General features: G+C 72.2%; 19 protein-coding genes. 12 read left to right on the top strand and 7 right to left on the bottom strand.

Translation table 11 applies throughout. The features are described from left to right. Positions 1–43 precede the first annotated feature (43 nt). From ACWCHM_RS11515 to ACWCHM_RS11505, 3 genes are read left to right on the top strand one after another with little or no spacing between them, the layout of a single operon-like run. On the top strand, positions 44–1618 hold the full coding sequence (locus ACWCHM_RS11515; RefSeq protein WP_454222398.1) for a glutamate synthase-related protein: 1575 nt from the start codon (positions 44–46) through the stop codon (positions 1616–1618). Between the two features lie 55 nt (positions 1619–1673). After that, a complete protein-coding gene (dinB, locus tag ACWCHM_RS11510) occupies positions 1674–2861 on the top strand; it encodes a DNA polymerase IV (protein ID WP_454222397.1) in 1188 nt (395 codons plus the stop codon). Between the two features lie 46 nt (positions 2862–2907). Next, positions 2908–3279 carry a hypothetical protein gene (locus ACWCHM_RS11505; protein ID WP_204959724.1) on the top strand — a complete coding sequence of 124 codons (372 nt, stop codon included), beginning with the start codon at positions 2908–2910 and terminating at the stop codon, positions 3277–3279. A 23-nt stretch (positions 3280–3302) separates the two neighbouring features. Here the strand turns inward: ACWCHM_RS11505 and ACWCHM_RS11500 are convergent, their stop codons facing one another. Next, a complete protein-coding gene (locus tag ACWCHM_RS11500) occupies positions 3303–4769 on the bottom strand; it encodes an SDR family NAD(P)-dependent oxidoreductase (protein ID WP_454222396.1) in 1467 nt (488 codons plus the stop codon). A gap of 153 nt (positions 4770–4922) precedes the next feature. Beyond that, positions 4923–5564: a hypothetical protein gene (locus tag ACWCHM_RS11495; RefSeq protein WP_281897382.1), complete on the bottom strand. Its 642-nt coding sequence runs from the start codon at positions 5562–5564 to the stop codon at positions 4923–4925. Positions 5565–5847: 283 nt separating this feature from the next. Between ACWCHM_RS11495 and ACWCHM_RS11490 the strand changes: the two genes are divergently transcribed. The 7 genes from ACWCHM_RS11490 (at position 5848) to ACWCHM_RS11460 (ending at position 9969) form a co-directional block, all read left to right on the top strand. Continuing rightward, positions 5848–6249, top strand: coding sequence for a YbaB/EbfC family DNA-binding protein (locus ACWCHM_RS11490; protein WP_204959721.1), 402 nt, complete (start codon positions 5848–5850; stop codon positions 6247–6249). Beyond that, positions 6236–6556: a type VII secretion target gene (locus ACWCHM_RS11485; protein ID WP_281897380.1), complete on the top strand. Its 321-nt coding sequence runs from the start codon at positions 6236–6238 to the stop codon at positions 6554–6556. The genes ACWCHM_RS11490 and ACWCHM_RS11485 overlap by 14 nt, the downstream gene beginning before the upstream one ends. Next, a complete protein-coding gene (locus tag ACWCHM_RS11480; RefSeq protein ID WP_454222395.1) occupies positions 6553–7698 on the top strand; it encodes a WXG100 family type VII secretion target in 1146 nt (381 codons plus the stop codon). The genes ACWCHM_RS11485 and ACWCHM_RS11480 overlap by 4 nt, the downstream gene beginning before the upstream one ends. After that, complete coding sequence (locus ACWCHM_RS11475) at positions 7698–7982, top strand: hypothetical protein (RefSeq protein WP_454222394.1); 285 nt, start codon at positions 7698–7700, stop codon at positions 7980–7982. The genes ACWCHM_RS11480 and ACWCHM_RS11475 overlap by 1 nt, the downstream gene beginning before the upstream one ends. Before the next feature lie 121 nt (positions 7983–8103). Beyond that, positions 8104–8376 (top strand): hypothetical protein, encoded by a 273-nt coding sequence (locus ACWCHM_RS11470; protein ID WP_454222392.1) that lies wholly within the window; start codon positions 8104–8106, stop codon positions 8374–8376. A 43-nt stretch (positions 8377–8419) separates the two neighbouring features. After that, positions 8420–8590: a hypothetical protein gene (locus ACWCHM_RS11465; RefSeq protein ID WP_454222391.1), complete on the top strand. Its 171-nt coding sequence runs from the start codon at positions 8420–8422 to the stop codon at positions 8588–8590. A gap of 200 nt (positions 8591–8790) precedes the next feature. Next, positions 8791–9969, top strand: a complete 1179-nt coding sequence (locus tag ACWCHM_RS11460; protein ID WP_454222390.1) for a PKD domain-containing protein — start codon at positions 8791–8793, stop codon at positions 9967–9969. Between the two features lie 178 nt (positions 9970–10147). Here the strand turns inward: ACWCHM_RS11460 and ACWCHM_RS11455 are convergent, their stop codons facing one another. From ACWCHM_RS11455 to ACWCHM_RS11445, 3 genes are all read right to left on the bottom strand, one after another. After that, positions 10148–11095: a hypothetical protein gene (locus tag ACWCHM_RS11455; protein WP_454222389.1), complete on the bottom strand. Its 948-nt coding sequence runs from the start codon at positions 11093–11095 to the stop codon at positions 10148–10150. Positions 11096–11218: 123 nt separating this feature from the next. After that, positions 11219–12100: a helix-turn-helix domain-containing protein gene (locus ACWCHM_RS11450; RefSeq protein ID WP_454222388.1), complete on the bottom strand. Its 882-nt coding sequence runs from the start codon at positions 12098–12100 to the stop codon at positions 11219–11221. After that, the gene (locus tag ACWCHM_RS11445; protein ID WP_454222386.1) at positions 12093–12350 is read right to left on the bottom strand and encodes a hypothetical protein; all 258 of its coding nucleotides are present in this window, start codon (positions 12348–12350) and stop codon (positions 12093–12095) included. The genes ACWCHM_RS11450 and ACWCHM_RS11445 overlap by 8 nt, the downstream gene beginning before the upstream one ends. Before the next feature lie 107 nt (positions 12351–12457). On the opposite strand from ACWCHM_RS11445, the gene ACWCHM_RS11440 reads away from it, so the two are divergent. Further along, a complete protein-coding gene (locus tag ACWCHM_RS11440; protein ID WP_363653329.1) occupies positions 12458–12694 on the top strand; it encodes a GntR family transcriptional regulator in 237 nt (78 codons plus the stop codon). Positions 12695–12913: 219 nt separating this feature from the next. Here ACWCHM_RS11440 and ACWCHM_RS11435 read toward each other — a convergent pair whose 3' ends face one another. Next, positions 12914–13228 (bottom strand): hypothetical protein, encoded by a 315-nt coding sequence (locus tag ACWCHM_RS11435; RefSeq protein WP_454222385.1) that lies wholly within the window; start codon positions 13226–13228, stop codon positions 12914–12916. Between the two features lie 9 nt (positions 13229–13237). Next, positions 13238–13894: a DJ-1/PfpI family protein gene (locus ACWCHM_RS11430; RefSeq protein ID WP_454222384.1), complete on the bottom strand. Its 657-nt coding sequence runs from the start codon at positions 13892–13894 to the stop codon at positions 13238–13240. A gap of 101 nt (positions 13895–13995) precedes the next feature. On the opposite strand from ACWCHM_RS11430, the gene ACWCHM_RS11425 reads away from it, so the two are divergent. Beyond that, on the top strand, positions 13996–14949 hold the full coding sequence (locus ACWCHM_RS11425; RefSeq protein WP_454222383.1) for a GlxA family transcriptional regulator: 954 nt from the start codon (positions 13996–13998) through the stop codon (positions 14947–14949). The last annotated feature ends 10 nt before the right edge of the window (positions 14950–14959 follow it).

Genomic DNA, 14959 nt, shown 5'->3' with positions numbered 1-14959 from the left:
CAGGGGCGTTTGGGCGGCGGCGGCAGCGGAGAATGTGGCCGGCATGACGTGGGCCCGCCGCACCGCACCCGTGATCGCCGCCGCCGTCGCCGGCCTCGCCGCCCGCGACGTCCTGCAACGTGACCATGCGCTGCTGCGCAACTTCCCGCTGGTCGGGCGGGCCCGGTACCTGCTGGAGGCGATCGGGCCGGAGCTGCGCCAGTACATCGTCGCCGGCAACGACGAGGAACGGCCGTTCACCCGGGACCAACGGCGGTGGATCTACGCCTCGGCCAAGCAGGAGAACAACTACTTCGGGTTCGGCACCGACAACGACATCGAACGCAGCCCCGGCTACCCGATCATCAAACACCGCACGTTCGCCCGGACCGTACCGTCGTCGGTTCCGACCGCCGGGCACGACGTACGGCTGCCGGCGGCCAAGGTGCTCGGTGGGCCACGCGGACGGGCGAAGGCGTTCCGTCCCGGGTCGGTGGTCAACATCTCCGGGATGAGCTTCGGCTCGCTGTCCGGCAACGCGGTGTCCGCCCTCAACCAGGGGGCGGCGCTGGCCGGCTGCCTGCAGAACACCGGCGAGGGCGGGCTGTCGCCGTATCACCGCCACGGCGGCGAGCTGGTCTTCCAGCTCGGCACGGCGTACTTCGGCTGCCGCGACGCCCGGGGCCGGTTCGACCTCGCCCGGCTGCGCGACCTGGTCGCCGGGGCACCGGTGCGGGCCCTGGAGATCAAGCTCAGCCAGGGCGCGAAACCCAGCCTGGGCGGGCTGCTGCCCGGGGCGAAGGTGTCCGCCGAGATCGCCGCCACCCGGGGGATCACCCCCGGGCAGGACTGCGTGAGCCCGTCGCGGCACGCCGAGTTCTCCGACTGCGACAGCCTGCTGGACTGGGTGGAGTTGCTGGCCGCCGAGACCGGGCTGCCGATCGGCATCAAGTCCGCCGTCGGCGACCTGGGGTTCTGGGAGGAGCTGACCACGCTGATGCGCGACACCGGCCGGGGCGTCGACTTCGTCACCGTCGACGGCGGCGAGGGCGGCACCGGCGCCGCACCGCTGATCTTCACCGACTCGGTGTCGCTGCCGTTCCAGCAGGGCTTCGCCCGGGTCTACCGCACCTTCGCCGAGCGGGGGCTGCACGAGCAGACCGTGTTCGTCGGCGCGGGCAAACTGGGCCTGCCGGACAATGCCGTGGTGGCGTTCGCGCTCGGCTGCGACCTGGTCAACGTGGGCCGGGAGGCGATGCTGGCGATCGGCTGCATCCAGGCGCAGAAGTGCCACACCGACACCTGTCCCACCGGGGTGGCCACCCAGAACGCCTGGCTGGCGCGGGGCCTGGACCCGGCCCGCAAGTCGGTGCGGGCGGCCAACTACCTCGGCACCCTGCGCCGGGACCTGGTCAAGGTGGCCGAGGCGTGCGGGGTCGAGCACCCGGGGCTGATCGACACCGACGCGGTCGAGATCCTCGACGGTCGCACCTCGGCCCGGCCGCTGCGGGAGGTCTACGGCTACCAGCCGCAGTGGGGGTTGCCGTCGGCGGCCGACCGGGCGGAGATCACCCGGCTGATGGCCGGCGAGGCGCCCCGGGGCGGCAGCGCCCCGCCCTCCGCCACCGCCCGGCGCTGACCCCGGTTCAGGCAGCTCAGCACACTTTTTCGAACATGTGTGCGAGCATGGTCCGGTGTCGACCGGAGCCAGCATCCTGCACGCCGACCTGGACGCCTTCTACGCCTCGGTCGAGCAGCGCGACGACCCCCGCCTGCGCGGCCGACCGGTGATCGTCGGCGGCGGGGTGGTGCTGGCGGCAAGCTACGAGGCGAAGGCCTGCGGGGTGCAGAGCGCGATGGGTGCCCGGCAGGCCCGGCGGCTCTGCCCCACGGCGGTCGTGGTGCCGCCGAGGATGGCCGCGTACACGGCGGCGAGCCGGGCCGTGTTCGCCATCTTCCGGGACACCACCCCCTGGGTGGAGGGGCTCTCCGTCGACGAGGCGTTCCTCGACGTGGGCGGGCTGCGCCGGCTCAGCGGGCCACCCGTGCAGATCGCCGCCCGGCTGCGCCGGACGGTCCGCGAACAGGTCGGGCTGCCGATCACCGTCGGGGTGGCCCGGACCAAGTTCCTCGCCAAGGTCGCCAGCGGGGTCGCCAAACCGGACGGGCTGCTGGAGGTGCCACCCGACGGTGAGCTGGCGTTCCTGCACCCGCTGCCGGTGGAGCGGCTCTGGGGTGTCGGCCCGGTCACCGCGGCGAAGCTGCGCGCCCGGGGTCTGCACACCGTCGGGCAGGTGGCCCACCTCGACGTCCCGGCCCTGGATTCGCTGCTCGGCGCGGGTGCGGGCCGGCACCTGCACGCGCTGGCCCACAACCGCGACCCACGGCCGGTGCAGGTGGGCCGCCGCCGGTCGTCGATGGGCGCGCAGCACGCCCTGGGGTCCGGGCCGCACTCCCCCGCCGACGTCGACGCGACGCTGGCCGGGCTGGTCGACCGGGTGGCCCGCCGGATGCGGGCCGCCGGCCGGGCCGGCCGGACGGTGACCCTGCGGCTGCGGTTCGCCGACTACACCGCGGCCACCCGGTCGCGGACCCTGCGCCGGGCCACCGACCGTACGGCGTCGCTGCTGAGCGTCGCCCGGTCGCTGCTGCGGGCCGCCCAGCCCGAGCTGGCCCAACGGGGGATCACGCTGCTCGGGGTGGCGGTGGGCAACCTCGACGACGCCCCGGTGCAGCCCGAACTGCCGTTCACCCCCGACCGGGAGATCGGGCTGGACACCGCCGTCGACGCCGTCCGGGACCGGTTCGGCGCGGCGGCGCTGACCCGGGCCACCCTGCTCGGCCGTCGCCCCGGCCTGGAGATGCCCCGACTGCCCGACTGATCCGTCGGGGCTTCCCGGTCGCCGTCGGCTCGGGCATGCTGGGTCGATGGGAGAGGTACTGCCGATGCCCAGCTTCGGTGACCTGTTCACCGACGTGCGGGGCGACGAACGGACGATGCGGGTCAGCTACCACCCGGAGCGGGGCGCGGTGGTGCTGTCCCTGTGGAGCGGCACCACCTGCCGGGGGTCGTTCCGGATGGCCGTCGACGACGTGTCCCGGCTGCGTGCCGTGCTCGCCGAGGTGGAGTCGTCGCTCACCCCGACCACGGTGCTGCCGTCCGTACCGCCCGCGGCCGGGCCGCCCGCCACCGGGCCGGCCACCGCCCGGGTCGCGCCCCGGTCACCGGCCGTCGACCAGACCGGCGACATCTCGGGCACCGCCCACCGGGGCGTGCTGCCGGTCCCCCGGGTGGCCTGACCGCACCGGCCGCACCGCGCCGTTCACCAGGCGCAGGGCGCGTAGTCCTTGAGGAAGCAGCCGTACAGTTCCTCGCCCCGCTCGCCACGCACGATCGGGTCGTACACCCGGGCGGCTCCGTCGACCAGGTCCAACGGGGCGTGGAACCCCTCGTCGGCCAGGCGCATCTTCGTCGGGTGCGGGCGCTCGTCGGTGATCCACCCGGTGTCGACGCTGGTCATCAGGATGCCGTCGGCGCGCATGTCCTCGGCGCTGGTGCGGGTGAGCATGTTCAGCGCCGCCTTGGCCATGTTGGTGTGCGGGTGCCCCGCACCCTTGTAGCCCCGGGCGAACTGCCCCTCCATCGCTGACACGTTCACCACGTACGCCCGCCCGGTCGGTGCGGCGGCCAACGCCGGCCGCAGCCGGCTGACCAGCACGAACGGGGCAGTCACGTTGCACAGCTGCACCTCGAGCAGCTCGACCGGGTCGACCTCGTGCACCCGCTGCACCCAACTGTTGGTGTCCCCGAGGTCAGGGGCGAGCCCACCGGCGTCGACGGCGGTGGCGGCGGCGATCCGCTCCGGCGTCGCGGACCGGCCGGTCAACGCCAGCGCGGTGAGGGCGTGCGGGGCGATGGTGGGCGTCGGCAGGGTGCCCTCGGGCAGCGCCAGGGTGATGCCCCGGCCGCCGGTGAAGGTGAGCAGTTCCGGCAGCGGCCCCTCGGGCAGCGCCGCCGACTCGGCGGCGACCAGGTGGGCGTACGCGCCTGGGGTACGGCGTACGGTCTGCGCGGCGTTGTTGATCAGGATGTCCAGCGGACCCTGCGCGGCGACCGAGTCGGCCAGCGCCACCACCTGGGCGGGATCGCGCAGGTCGATGCCGACCACGCGCAGCCGGTGCAGCCAGTCGGCGCTGTCCGGCATGGCGGTGAACCGGCGGACCGCGTCGTGCGGGAACCGGGTGGTGATCGTGGTGTGCGCGCCGTCGCGCAGCAGGCGCAGCGCGATGTACATGCCGATCTTGGCGCGGCCCCCGGTGAGCAGCGCCCGCCGCCCGGTCAGGTCGCACCGGGCGTCGCGGCGTTCCCGGTTGAGGGTGGCGCAGTCGGGGCAGAGCTGGTGGTAGAACGCGTCCACCTGGCGGTACCGGGTCTTGCAGATGTAGCAGCCGCGCGGGTTGATCAGCGTCCCGGCGGTGTCCCCGGCGGTGGGCGAGGCCAGCGGGATGCCCTTGGTCTCGTCGTCGATCCGCCCCGGGGCGCCGGTGGCGGTGGCGGCCGTCACCGCCCGGTCGTGCGCCAGGACGGCGTCCCGCCGCTCCTCGCGTCGCCGCTGCTTCACCATCTTGAACAGCCGGGCGGTGGCCCGCTGCACCCGTACCACGTCCGGGTGGTCGCTGGGCAGCGACTCCAGCGCCGCGAAGACCCGCAGCGCGGCCGCGAGGTCGCCCTGGTCGACACCGGGGGCGCCGGCGTCGGGGACCGGTTGTCCGACGTTGTCCACCGTCATGTCCGCTATCGTCCCGCCCTCGCGTCCGGGGCCGACCGCCGGCCCGACCCGGGAACTCTACGCACCCGGGCCGGGCCGACGCGACGTCCGCGCACGGCGGCGGCGGTGAGCTGGGCCACGGCCCCATCCGGAGCCACGGCCCGAGCCCGCCCGTCAGGGCAGCCTGATGTTCTTGGTGTTCGGGAAGCTGTACGGGCAGGACGCCGACGAGCCGGTGCCGACCACGACATAACCGGCGGGGATGGGCGAGGCCGAGCAGATGGTGGTGATGCCCGTGGTGGACGGGGTGGTGATGGTCCAGGTGTTGGGGAAGCTGTAGGGACAGGACGCCGACGAGCCCTGCGCGACGATCACGAACCCGGACGGCAGGGTGGACGCCTTGCACATCACGCTCGCCGAGCCGGTCGGCGGGATCTTGATGGTCCACGTGTTGGGGAAGCTGTACGGACAGGACGCCGACGACCCCTCCGCCAGGATCACGTAGCCGGTCGGGATGCTGGAGACCTTGCACACGACGGTGGTCGAGGTGGTCGACGGCGTGGTGATGGTCCACGTGTTGGGGAAGCTGTACGGGCAGGACGCGGACGACCCCTCCGCCACGATCACGTAGCCGGCGGGGATCGGGGAACTCTTGCAGATCGTCGTGGTCGCGGCGCTGGCCGGGGTGGCGACGGTGACCGTGGCGGCCACCCCCGCGACCAGGACGGCGAGGGCGGCCAGGACGGCGCGCAGGGGGGTGGTCGTTCCCGGGCCCCGCCGCCGCAGCGGCAGGCCCGTCCGGGCGATCCAGTTCACGCGGGATTCCCTTCACTCACAGGGTGCGCGACTACCGAGGGCATCGTTGCCAGTACGCGCTGTGAGCATAATGGACGCTCGGGGGCCGCCCGGCAACCCCCGGCCCTGATCGGAGCAATCAGGGGCGGACAGCGGCACCGCCGGACGCCGGGCTCCCACCGACGGGACACTGCCGCGCGTAACCGGTTGATACCGTGTCGGTGACGTCGGGTCGGTCGACCACGGCGGGCCGACGCCACCGGGCGAGGTGGCGTCGGGGCCACTGTCCCCTGGGGAGGGTCGGATGTGGGCGGACGAGTCGGCACTGGACGCTGCCGCACGCCGGCTCGACGAGTGGGAGTCCTCGCTCGTCGGGCAGGCGGAGCGGGCACGGGCCCTGTCGGTCAGCGCACAGGCGTTGACCGGCACCGCCCGCAGCTCCGACCGCACCATCGAGGTCACCGTCGACTCCACCGGCCTGCTGGTCGACCTGCGGCTCGACGAACAGACCCGGCAGCGCTCCGCCGCCCACACCGCCCGGCAGATCATGGCGACCACCCGGGCCGCCCGCACCGACCTGCTGCGGCAGCTCACCGAGGCCACCACCCGGGCCCTCGGCGTCGACGACCCGGCCACCCGGGCGATCATCGAGTCCCACCGGCGGCGACTCGACACCGGGGCCGGCACGCCGGATGCCCGGCGGTGACCACATCCGGGTCGACCCGGACGACCTGAACCGGCACGCCGCCCACCTCGACCGCTGCGCCGACAGCCTCGACACCGCCCAAGGGGCCGGCCGGCACGTCCGGCTCGACGCCGACGCGTACGGGCAGCTCTGCGCGATCATGCCGGCGCTGCTCGACGGCCTGCAGCGGACCCTGGTCGACGGCGTCGGCACCGCTGCCGGATCGGTCCGGGACACCGCCGCCAAGCTGCGGTCCAGCGCCGTGGGCTACCGGGCCACGGACAGCCGGGCCGCCCGACACCTCGACCGGATACGGGACGGCCGGTGACCGGCAACCCGCTGGTCGCCACCGCCTCGGACGCCGCCCCCAGCGCGTGGGCCGGGATCTGGATCTGCGAGGACATCGAACTCATCGCCCAGGGCGTCCGCGCCGGCAGCTGGATCGACGGCAGCCTCGGCGTGGTCAGCGCCGGCCTGGACGCCCTCGCCCTGGTCTCCGACCCGGTCGGGGCCCTGCTCCAGTACGGCATCGCCTGGCTCATCGAACACGTCAGGCCGCTCAGCGAAGCCCTGGACTGGCTGGCCGGCGACCCCGCACAGATCACCGCCCACGCCCAGACCTGGCGCAGCGTCGCCGCAGCCCTCCGGCAGGACGCCGCCGAACTGACCCACGCGGCGCGTACCGAGGTCGCCGACTGGGCCGGCAGCGCCGCCACCGCCTACCGGGCCTGGGCCGCCGAGCAGCACCGGGCGATCACCGGCCTCGCCGAGGGCGCCGACACCCTCGCCGCCGCCACCGAGGGTGCCGCCGGCCTCGTCGCCGCCGTCCGGCTCCTCGTCCGCGACGCCATCGCCGCCTGCGTCTCCCGCCTCATCGTGTACGCGGGCGAACTGCTCGCCACCGGCGGGCTCGCCACGCCGTGGGTGGTGGAGCAGGTGACCACGCTGGTGGGATCGTGGGCGGCCCGGATCGCCCGGCTGCTGCGCGGGCTGCTGGCGAGCCTGCGGCGGTTGCTGCCGGAACTACGCCGCCTCGGCGGCCTCATCGAGAAACTCAAGCAACTCCTCAACCGGCTCCGGCACGCCGACCCCGCCGCTGATGACCTCAATCGAGTACGAGGCAGAGGCCACGGACCCCGGATGCCGATGAGCCTGGAGTCGGTACAGGAGGTCGCCACCAAATACGGCGTCGACGTATCCGGCATTCGCTTCAACATCAACAACCGGATCTCGGGCGTGTGTGGGGTGACCCGACCCGATCAGTCGGTCATGCTCTGCCGCGAGGCGTTCCGCAGCGAGGAGGATCTGGCCCGGACCCTTGAGCACGAGAGGTTCCACGTGTCAGAGCTCCGCGACGGCCGTCCCTACCCCACCACCCGCAACGAGGCCGACGCCTTCGAAGACCGGGCATATGCCCATGAGGAACGATGGTGGAGCGACCATCCGGTCAGGCCAGAGGGAGTGCGTTGATGGCAAGCTTCGACGAGTGGCTGGACGCGTACGACGTCGTGTACCGCGCTCTTCCGGCCTCCTCCGAGCTTCCATGCCCGAACTGCGGGCATCAGACGCTACGCCTGGCCTTCGCCGCTCCCCCAGGAGCGCGACACGGCTACGCCTCGTTCTGGTGCGACACCTGCCTGGAGGGAATCCACCTCTCCCGGGCACCCATTCCCGACGGGGTCAGCGCGCTCTCCCTTGACCTACCCGCCGAGGAACGCCATCGGGGCATCCCCAACTACCGCCTCGCCACATGAGCGTTCGACGAGAGCCCCTGCCGAACTCGGCCGCCGGCTCGTTGTCACCCGCTAGGCGCCCCGGGCGGTCGAGGCCGGCGCGGTAGCGGTGCTGGCGTCCCGTCCGGTCGGGGCGCCGCCGATGGTCGTCAACAACGTGCCGGTGGCGTACGGCCGGCTGGCCCGCGCGGTGGTGGACCGGTTGCCGGCCACCACGCTCATCGGGGTGACCGGGTCGGTGGGCAACACGTCGACCAAGGACGTCCTCGCCCAGGTGCTGCCCGGCTGGGGCGCGACGGTGGCCACCCCGGCGTCGAACAGCAACGAGCTGGGTTGCCGCAAGGCGGCCAACAGCGCCGGGCTGCTGGCCCTGGCGAGCCGGCTGATCGAGGAATTCGGCTCCGTCACCGCGTGACGGTACGGTGGTCGGGGCGTGAGGGTCGGCCGAGGTGCGCGGCGTGTCCCACGATCTGACGTACGCCGACTCCTGGACGGCCGACCTGATCGGTGCGATCCGCCCCTTCATCGATGCTGACGACGAACGCCACCCACCGTTCGTCCGCATCAGTACGCCCATCAGCTTCCCACGGGTGCCGACCGTCGAACGAATGCAGACATTGGTGGGTTGAGATCTAATTCGATCTCGGCGGAATGGCGAACTATCACTGATACATAGGCAATGCCGCATCACGTCCACAATCGGATGCGCACTGGAATGAATCATGAATGAGCCGTACCCCGCGATACGAATCATCACTCCGGGCAATGCGCTCTGCTAACCTGACACGGCCTACGGAGCGAAACCGGACGCTTACCGCAAGGAGTCGTAATGATCAAACCGGTGGTATTGAGACTTTCCCTAGTTTTGGCTATTCTGACCGCGCTGGTCGGTGTCCGGCCGACAGCGGCCTTCGCCCAGCCCGCGAACGACGAATTCGCCAGCGCCACGACGGTCAGCAGCCTGCCCTTCCAGACAACGCAGGACACCAGCAGCGCCACCACCGATCCGGCGGATCCCGGGGAATGCGGAGAGTACCAGTCCGTCTGGTTTACTTTCACCCCCGCCAAGGACACGCTGATCCAGGCAAGCACCCTCGGGAGCGACTACAGCACGGTCCTGTCCGCCTGGAGTGGCCCCTCCGGGTCGCTGGACCTCGTAGCCTGCAACGAAAGCTACGACGACGCGGATTCCCGGATCACCTTCACGGCCACCGCGGGAACCACCTACCATTTCATGGTCACCTCGTACTTCGAGGCGGAGGCCGGTGAGCTGACGTTCTCCCTCAAGCGGGCCAACCGGCCGAAGAACGACAGCTTCGCCGCCGCCAAGGTGATCAATAAGTTGCCGTTCTCACGCGCGGTGGATCTGGACACCGCGAGCATGGAGGTCGGCGAACCGACCGCCTGCCTCGATGCGAAGCAGACGCGCTGGTACTCGTACACCCCCACGGTCACCCGCTCCATCACCGCTTCAGCGGGCTACTGGGGCTCGGTCGCCGGCTACAGCGGGACGTCGTTGACGAATTTGACCCTGCTGGGCTGCTCATACCGGTACAACGTCCCGTTCACCTTCCGGGCGGAAGCTGGCACGACCTACCTGTTCCAGGTCGACCTGCGATGCTGCCCGACCGAACCGAGCACAGGGCCGGCCGAACTCGACGTCCACGTCACGCCGAACCCGAATGCGGATTTCTCCTACAGCCCCACCGATCCGAGCACCCAGGACACCGTCTCCTTCCATGACTACTCGTTCGACCCCGGCAGGGTGGAATTCGCCTCACGGCTGTGGAAATTCGGTGACGGAACGACGTTCGAAGGGCTCTCCCCCACCCATCAGTACGCGGCCGACGGTGACTACCAGGTAAGTCTGACCGTGACGACCCTTGATGGCCGAAAAGGGAAGACGACCAAGGTCGTTTCGGTACGAACCCACGACGGGACAGTCACCCGCCCGGCCGTACCGGCCACGAGTCGGCAGGACAGTCGATCAGGGTCTAAGCCACAGTGACGGCCCGAGACCAGACTGCGGAGGCATCGCGTTCCGCGCCGACGCCACCCTTGTTGACACGCCCGACGCACTCCCTGCTGACACCAGCTTGCTTTCGCGCACCATGAAGCGTTCTGAGCCTTACCAGCAGTAGACCGACCTGCCGTCGGAGTTCCGTCGACTGACTTCGACACACGGCCTAGCCGAGCCCTCCGGCGAACGGCATCGACCGCCACTGGTCGAGCATGCCGCCGAGGGCGTCCGCCAGCATCGGCAACTGGGGTGCGAGGGCGAGACAGGTGACGCCCCGCAGCATCCCCACCGCCGTGACGAAGCGCAGCACCCCCTCGTCGAGGTCCCGCATGTTCCGCCGCTGCGCCGCACTCCGGTAGGCGGTTTCCCCCTCCGGGCCGACGCCGACGACGTCCCACTCGACGGGCCCCAGCGTCACCATCTCGAAGTCGGCGTAGCGGTACCCGTCGACCCCGGCGACCATGTTGACGACCGGGGAGTCGCCGTGGACGGGTTGCAGGTCGACCCCGGGGAACGTCTTCTCGAACAGTTCGCGGGAGCGTACGAGTGGTGCCAGCACCTGCCATTCCCGGCGGGCGCGGTCCAGGTCGGCCGGGTCGATCAGGTCGGGCTGACCGTCGAGCGCGACGAGACCGTCCTCGACGAACTGCGGTTCGGCGGCGGACAGGAACGACAACTCACCCGGGTAGTCGCGCAGCGCGGCGTGCAGTTCGGGTACGAGGCCACAGTTCGCCACATAGTCGGGTTCCCCGGCCGGGGCCAGCTCGATCAGCTGCCAGAACGTCATCGAGAAGCCGTCGTGTCGGACGGGTTCGCGGGGCACGAGGGGGCTGGGTGGGATGACCGGGACGCCCCGCTCGGTGAGCCATGCCGTCACGTCCAGTTCCGCCCGCTGCCGACCGGCCACACTGTCGAGGTCCGCATAGGCGGGCAGGACGGTGGGCACCCGGGCCACGACCGGCGACGGCGCGAGGTGTACGACCACGGAGAAAGCCTCGTAGAGCACACGGGCGTCGGTCACGTCGAGCCCACGGGCGCGTCCGGCGTGGACGGCCGCGTCGACCGCACGCCGGGTCCGGTCGGCGATCTGCTCCGGGGTCAGGAAGCTCTGCATGCCCCCATCCTTCCGCACGCACCCGACGGGTCGGGTCTCCGTCCGCGCCGCGCCGACGACCCGAATGCCGGCGTGCCTCACCGGCCCCGATCCTCGTCGAGGCGTCACGGTCATCAGGGCCGGTCATCCGGGGTGCAGTTCCTCGCCGATCGTGAGGATCAGCCGGCGTGACTCCTCCTCGTCCAGGGCCGCCCCGTCCAGGCCCGCCCAGACCTGCTCGTAGGCGGCCCACTCCGCCGGCCGGTCGAGGTAGAGCGCGCCGGTCAACGACTCCTGGTAGACCACCGGCGGATCGGGGTCGGCGCGCAGGCCGAGCGGAAATTCCAGCAGCACGAACGAGCCGGTGAGCGCCGCGTCGTGTGCTCCGGCGGCCAGCGGCAGCACCCGGATCGACACCTGCGGCAGCCGGCTCGCCTCCGTCAGGTGCCGGAGCTGTCCGGCCATCACCGCCGCGCCGCCCACCTTTCGCAGCAGCACCGCCTCGGCGAGCAGCACCTCGTAGCGCGGCGGTCGGGGCAGTCGCCGCCGGAGCAGGTCCTGCCGCCGCAGCCGCGCCTCGACCGGCTGTTCCCGCTCCTCGCCGGTCGCGCCGGGCCGGTGCGGGCAGATCGCGGCGGCGTACTCCCGGGTCTGGAGCAGGGCGGGGACGAGCGCCCCGGCGTGCTCGCGGAGCCGGCACGCGGCGGACTCCAGGCCGCCGTAGAGGTCGAACCATTCGGGTACGGGGTCCCCGTACGCGTGCCACCAGCCCCTCCCCCGCGTCTCGCCGGCCAGCGCGACCAGCGCGGCGGTCAGCGCGCGCCGCGCCCCGTACAGCTCGCACATGGCCCGTACGTCGACCGCGCGCACCATGCCGAGGCCGCTCTCGATGCGCCACATCTTATGCCGGCTGCACTCCAACGCCTCGGCCGCCGCGTCCAGCGTCATGCACGCCGCGATGCGCAGTTCCCGCAGCACCCGCCCGAGGTGCCGGCGCGGCACGGACGAGCCGGTGGCCTCAACCATCGGAACCCGCCCGCCGCTGGCGGGGCACCCGCACCCGGTAGCGGTCCGCGCGCTGGTTGGGCGTCTCCCCCGCCCGCCGCGCGTGACCGAGCGCGCCGTCGCACCGCGACGTCGCCACCCCATCGGGTACGACGCCCTCGACCGTCCTGCGCCGCCAGCGCCCCGGGCCGTTCCCGTCGGGCACCACCTGCCCGGTCAGGTCCACCGCGACCGTCCCGGCCCGCAGGAACCACTTCCACCGCCTACCCATGCCGCCTCCCTCGTTGACTTGGAGAGATCCTAGCAAGCTTGTAAAGCCTGTAAAGACAGCATGGGGATGCTTTATACGTCGCCAAAATCGGCTGCTTTGCTGATCTCATGCCATACGCACAGCCACTCTGGCGACAGATCAGAGATGACCTGCGCGCGAAGATCAAGGCTGGCATCTACCCACCAGGGAGCAAGCTTCCCTCTGCGCGTCTCCTGGCCGAGGAGTACGACACGAGCCACGTGACCATCCGCCGGGCTCTCGACTCGATGATCGAGCTTGACGAACTGGTCGGCCGCGCGGGCATCGGTGTCTTCGTCGCTGGCCCGCCGCAGCAGACCTCGTAGCCCACTGCTCGACGAACCCGCAGGTCAGGGGTTCGCGCTGCCGTCTCCGAGGCGGTCGAGGTTGGCCAAGAGCGCTTGATCTCGGCAAAGGCTGGACCGCCGCCTGCCTGGCCGGCGCGCTCGACCGTCGGTACCTGATGGGACAGCGGCTTCCCGGTCGACACCCCGTAAGCCCGGCTATAGCAGCGGGGGCGGGTTGCTGCGCCGGGGCGGTGGTGCTCACCTGTCGGGTGGACGGCGGGTGCCGGTGACCACCGTGCGGGGCAGCCGCCCCGCGCGGGACTGACCGGCCAGGGTGTCGCCGTCCACGACCACGTCGAAGTCGAGGTGCAGGCGCATCGGCCGGGTCACCGACTGTCGCCAGGTCACCCGGGGGCCGGCGCAGGTCACCGCCGTCAGCGCCACGGTCTCCGCCGCCGTCGACGCGGTGCCGGCGGGCACCCCGCCGGTGTCGTGGAAGACGTAGGTGGCGCGGAGCGTGCCGATGGGGGTCTTCAGGCTGACGTCCCAGGTGCCGATGACGGGGTGTGCCACTGTTTCTCCTCAGACCGGGACGGGAAGGTGGCCGGCGGCACGCCACACGGTGCCGCGTCGCTCGTACTCGAAGAGGGTTTCCACGGCGTGCGCGACCCGGGGGCCGAACTCCCGTTCCAGGATGTGCAGCCCGAGGTCCAGGCCGGAGGTGACGCCGCCCGCGGTGACGAGGTCGCCGTCGTCGACGACCCGGGCCGGCACCGCGTGTACGCCGGTGGCGTCGAGCACGTCCATGCCGAGGTGGTGGGTCACCGCGTGGCGGCCCTCGATCAAACCGGCCATGGCCAGGGCGAGCGACCCGCCGCAGACGGCCGCCACCGTCACGTCGGGGTTGTCGAGGGCGGCGCGCAGCAGCGGTACGGCCGCCGAGTCGGCGAACCGGGCCAGCAGCACGGGGATGGTCACCGCACCCTCGTCGGGGTCGCCGGTGCTCGGACCGCTGGCACCGGGCACCACGACGTAGCCCGGCCGGGTCGGGTCCAGCGGCGCGGTCGCCCGCAGCGTCAGGCCACGGGTGCCGCTGACCACCTCCCTCGGGCCCTGCGCCGAGACGAGTTCCACCGCCAGGGCGCCGCCGACGGTGTCGCCGCCGGCGGCGAGGACCTCGAAGGGCGCGATGACGTCGAGCGGGTCGAACCCGTCGAACAACACGATCTGTACCAACATGCCACCGATCCTCGACCGCACCGCCTGAACCGGCCAGTGGCACGATTGCCATCGTCCGACTGTTTCTTGCCGTCCGCCGACGATCCCGGGGAGGTGCCGTCGTGCACACCGTGCTGGTCCTGGCGCTGCCGGGCACGATCGCGTTCGACCTGGCCACCCCGATCGAGGTGTTGGGCCGGGTGCGGTTGCCGGGCGGTCGGGCCGGCTACCGGGTGCTGGTCTGCGGCAGCGGGCCGGTCGTCGACGCGGGCCCGCTACGGCTGGCCGTCGACCACGGCCTCGACGCGCTCGCCGCCGCCGACACCGTCATCGTGCCCGGCCGGTACGACCCGGCCGCGCCGGTGCCCGGCGCGGTGCTGGACGCGCTGCGGGCCGCCGCTGCCGCCGGCGTCCGGATCGCCTCGATCTGCGTGGGCGCGTTCACCCTGGCCGCCGCCGGGTTGCTCGACGGTCGGCGGGCCACCACGCACTGGGCCGCCGCCGAACTGTTCCAGGCGATGTTCCCGGCCGTCCGGGTGGACCCGGCGGTGCTGTACGTCGACGCCGGCCAGTTCGTCACCTCCGCCGGAGCGACGGCGGGCGTGGACATGTGCCTGCACCTGGTCCGCCGTGACCACGGGGCTGCGGTCGCCGCCGACGCGTCCCGGCAGGCCGTGGCCCCGCTGCACCGCGAGGGCGGGCAGGCGCAGTTCATCGTGCACCCGGGCGCGGACCCCGGCGGGGCGGGCCTCGGCCCGGTGCTGCAATGGTGGGAGTCGCACGCGAACGAGCGGCTGACCCTGGCCGACGTGGCCGCCCGGGCCGGGCTCAGCGTGCGGACGCTCAACCGCCGTTTCCACCAGGAGACCGGCCTCACCCCGATGCAGTGGGTCGCGACCGTGCGTATCCGCCGGGCTCAGGAGCTGCTGGAACGCACCGACCACGGGGTCGACCGGATCGCCCACCTGGTCGGTTTCGCCTCACCGGCGCACTTCCGGGTGCAGTTCAAGCGGCTCAGTGGAGTGTCACCGCAGGTGTACCGCAGGACTTTCGTCGCCGGGTCGGTGCCCGGCTGAGCGGGCGAAC

The sequence above is a fragment of the Micromonospora sp. SCSIO 07396 genome (assembly GCF_053667945.1).
This window is presented reverse-complemented; position numbering and strand designations above follow the sequence as displayed.

Coding starts and splice junctions, on each gene's coding strand:
- ACWCHM_RS11445 (WP_454222386.1), bottom strand. CDS start 12,350: ATGGGTAGGCGGTGGAAGTGGTTCCTGCGGGCCGGGACGGTCGCGGTG.
- ACWCHM_RS11500 (WP_454222396.1), bottom strand. CDS start 4,769: ATGACGGTGGACAACGTCGGACAACCGGTCCCCGACGCCGGCGCCCCC.
- ACWCHM_RS11490 (WP_204959721.1), top strand. CDS start 5,848: ATGTGGGCGGACGAGTCGGCACTGGACGCTGCCGCACGCCGGCTCGAC.
- ACWCHM_RS11470 (WP_454222392.1), top strand. CDS start 8,104: ATGGTCGTCAACAACGTGCCGGTGGCGTACGGCCGGCTGGCCCGCGCG.
- ACWCHM_RS11505 (WP_204959724.1), top strand. CDS start 2,908: ATGGGAGAGGTACTGCCGATGCCCAGCTTCGGTGACCTGTTCACCGAC.
- ACWCHM_RS11455 (WP_454222389.1), bottom strand. CDS start 11,095: ATGCAGAGCTTCCTGACCCCGGAGCAGATCGCCGACCGGACCCGGCGT.
- ACWCHM_RS11475 (WP_454222394.1), top strand. CDS start 7,698: ATGGCAAGCTTCGACGAGTGGCTGGACGCGTACGACGTCGTGTACCGC.
- ACWCHM_RS11460 (WP_454222390.1), top strand. CDS start 8,791: ATGATCAAACCGGTGGTATTGAGACTTTCCCTAGTTTTGGCTATTCTG.
- ACWCHM_RS11485 (WP_281897380.1), top strand. CDS start 6,236: ATGCCCGGCGGTGACCACATCCGGGTCGACCCGGACGACCTGAACCGG.
- ACWCHM_RS11430 (WP_454222384.1), bottom strand. CDS start 13,894: ATGTTGGTACAGATCGTGTTGTTCGACGGGTTCGACCCGCTCGACGTC.
- ACWCHM_RS11515 (WP_454222398.1), top strand. CDS start 44: ATGACGTGGGCCCGCCGCACCGCACCCGTGATCGCCGCCGCCGTCGCC.
- ACWCHM_RS11450 (WP_454222388.1), bottom strand. CDS start 12,100: ATGGTTGAGGCCACCGGCTCGTCCGTGCCGCGCCGGCACCTCGGGCGG.
- ACWCHM_RS11440 (WP_363653329.1), top strand. CDS start 12,458: ATGCCATACGCACAGCCACTCTGGCGACAGATCAGAGATGACCTGCGC.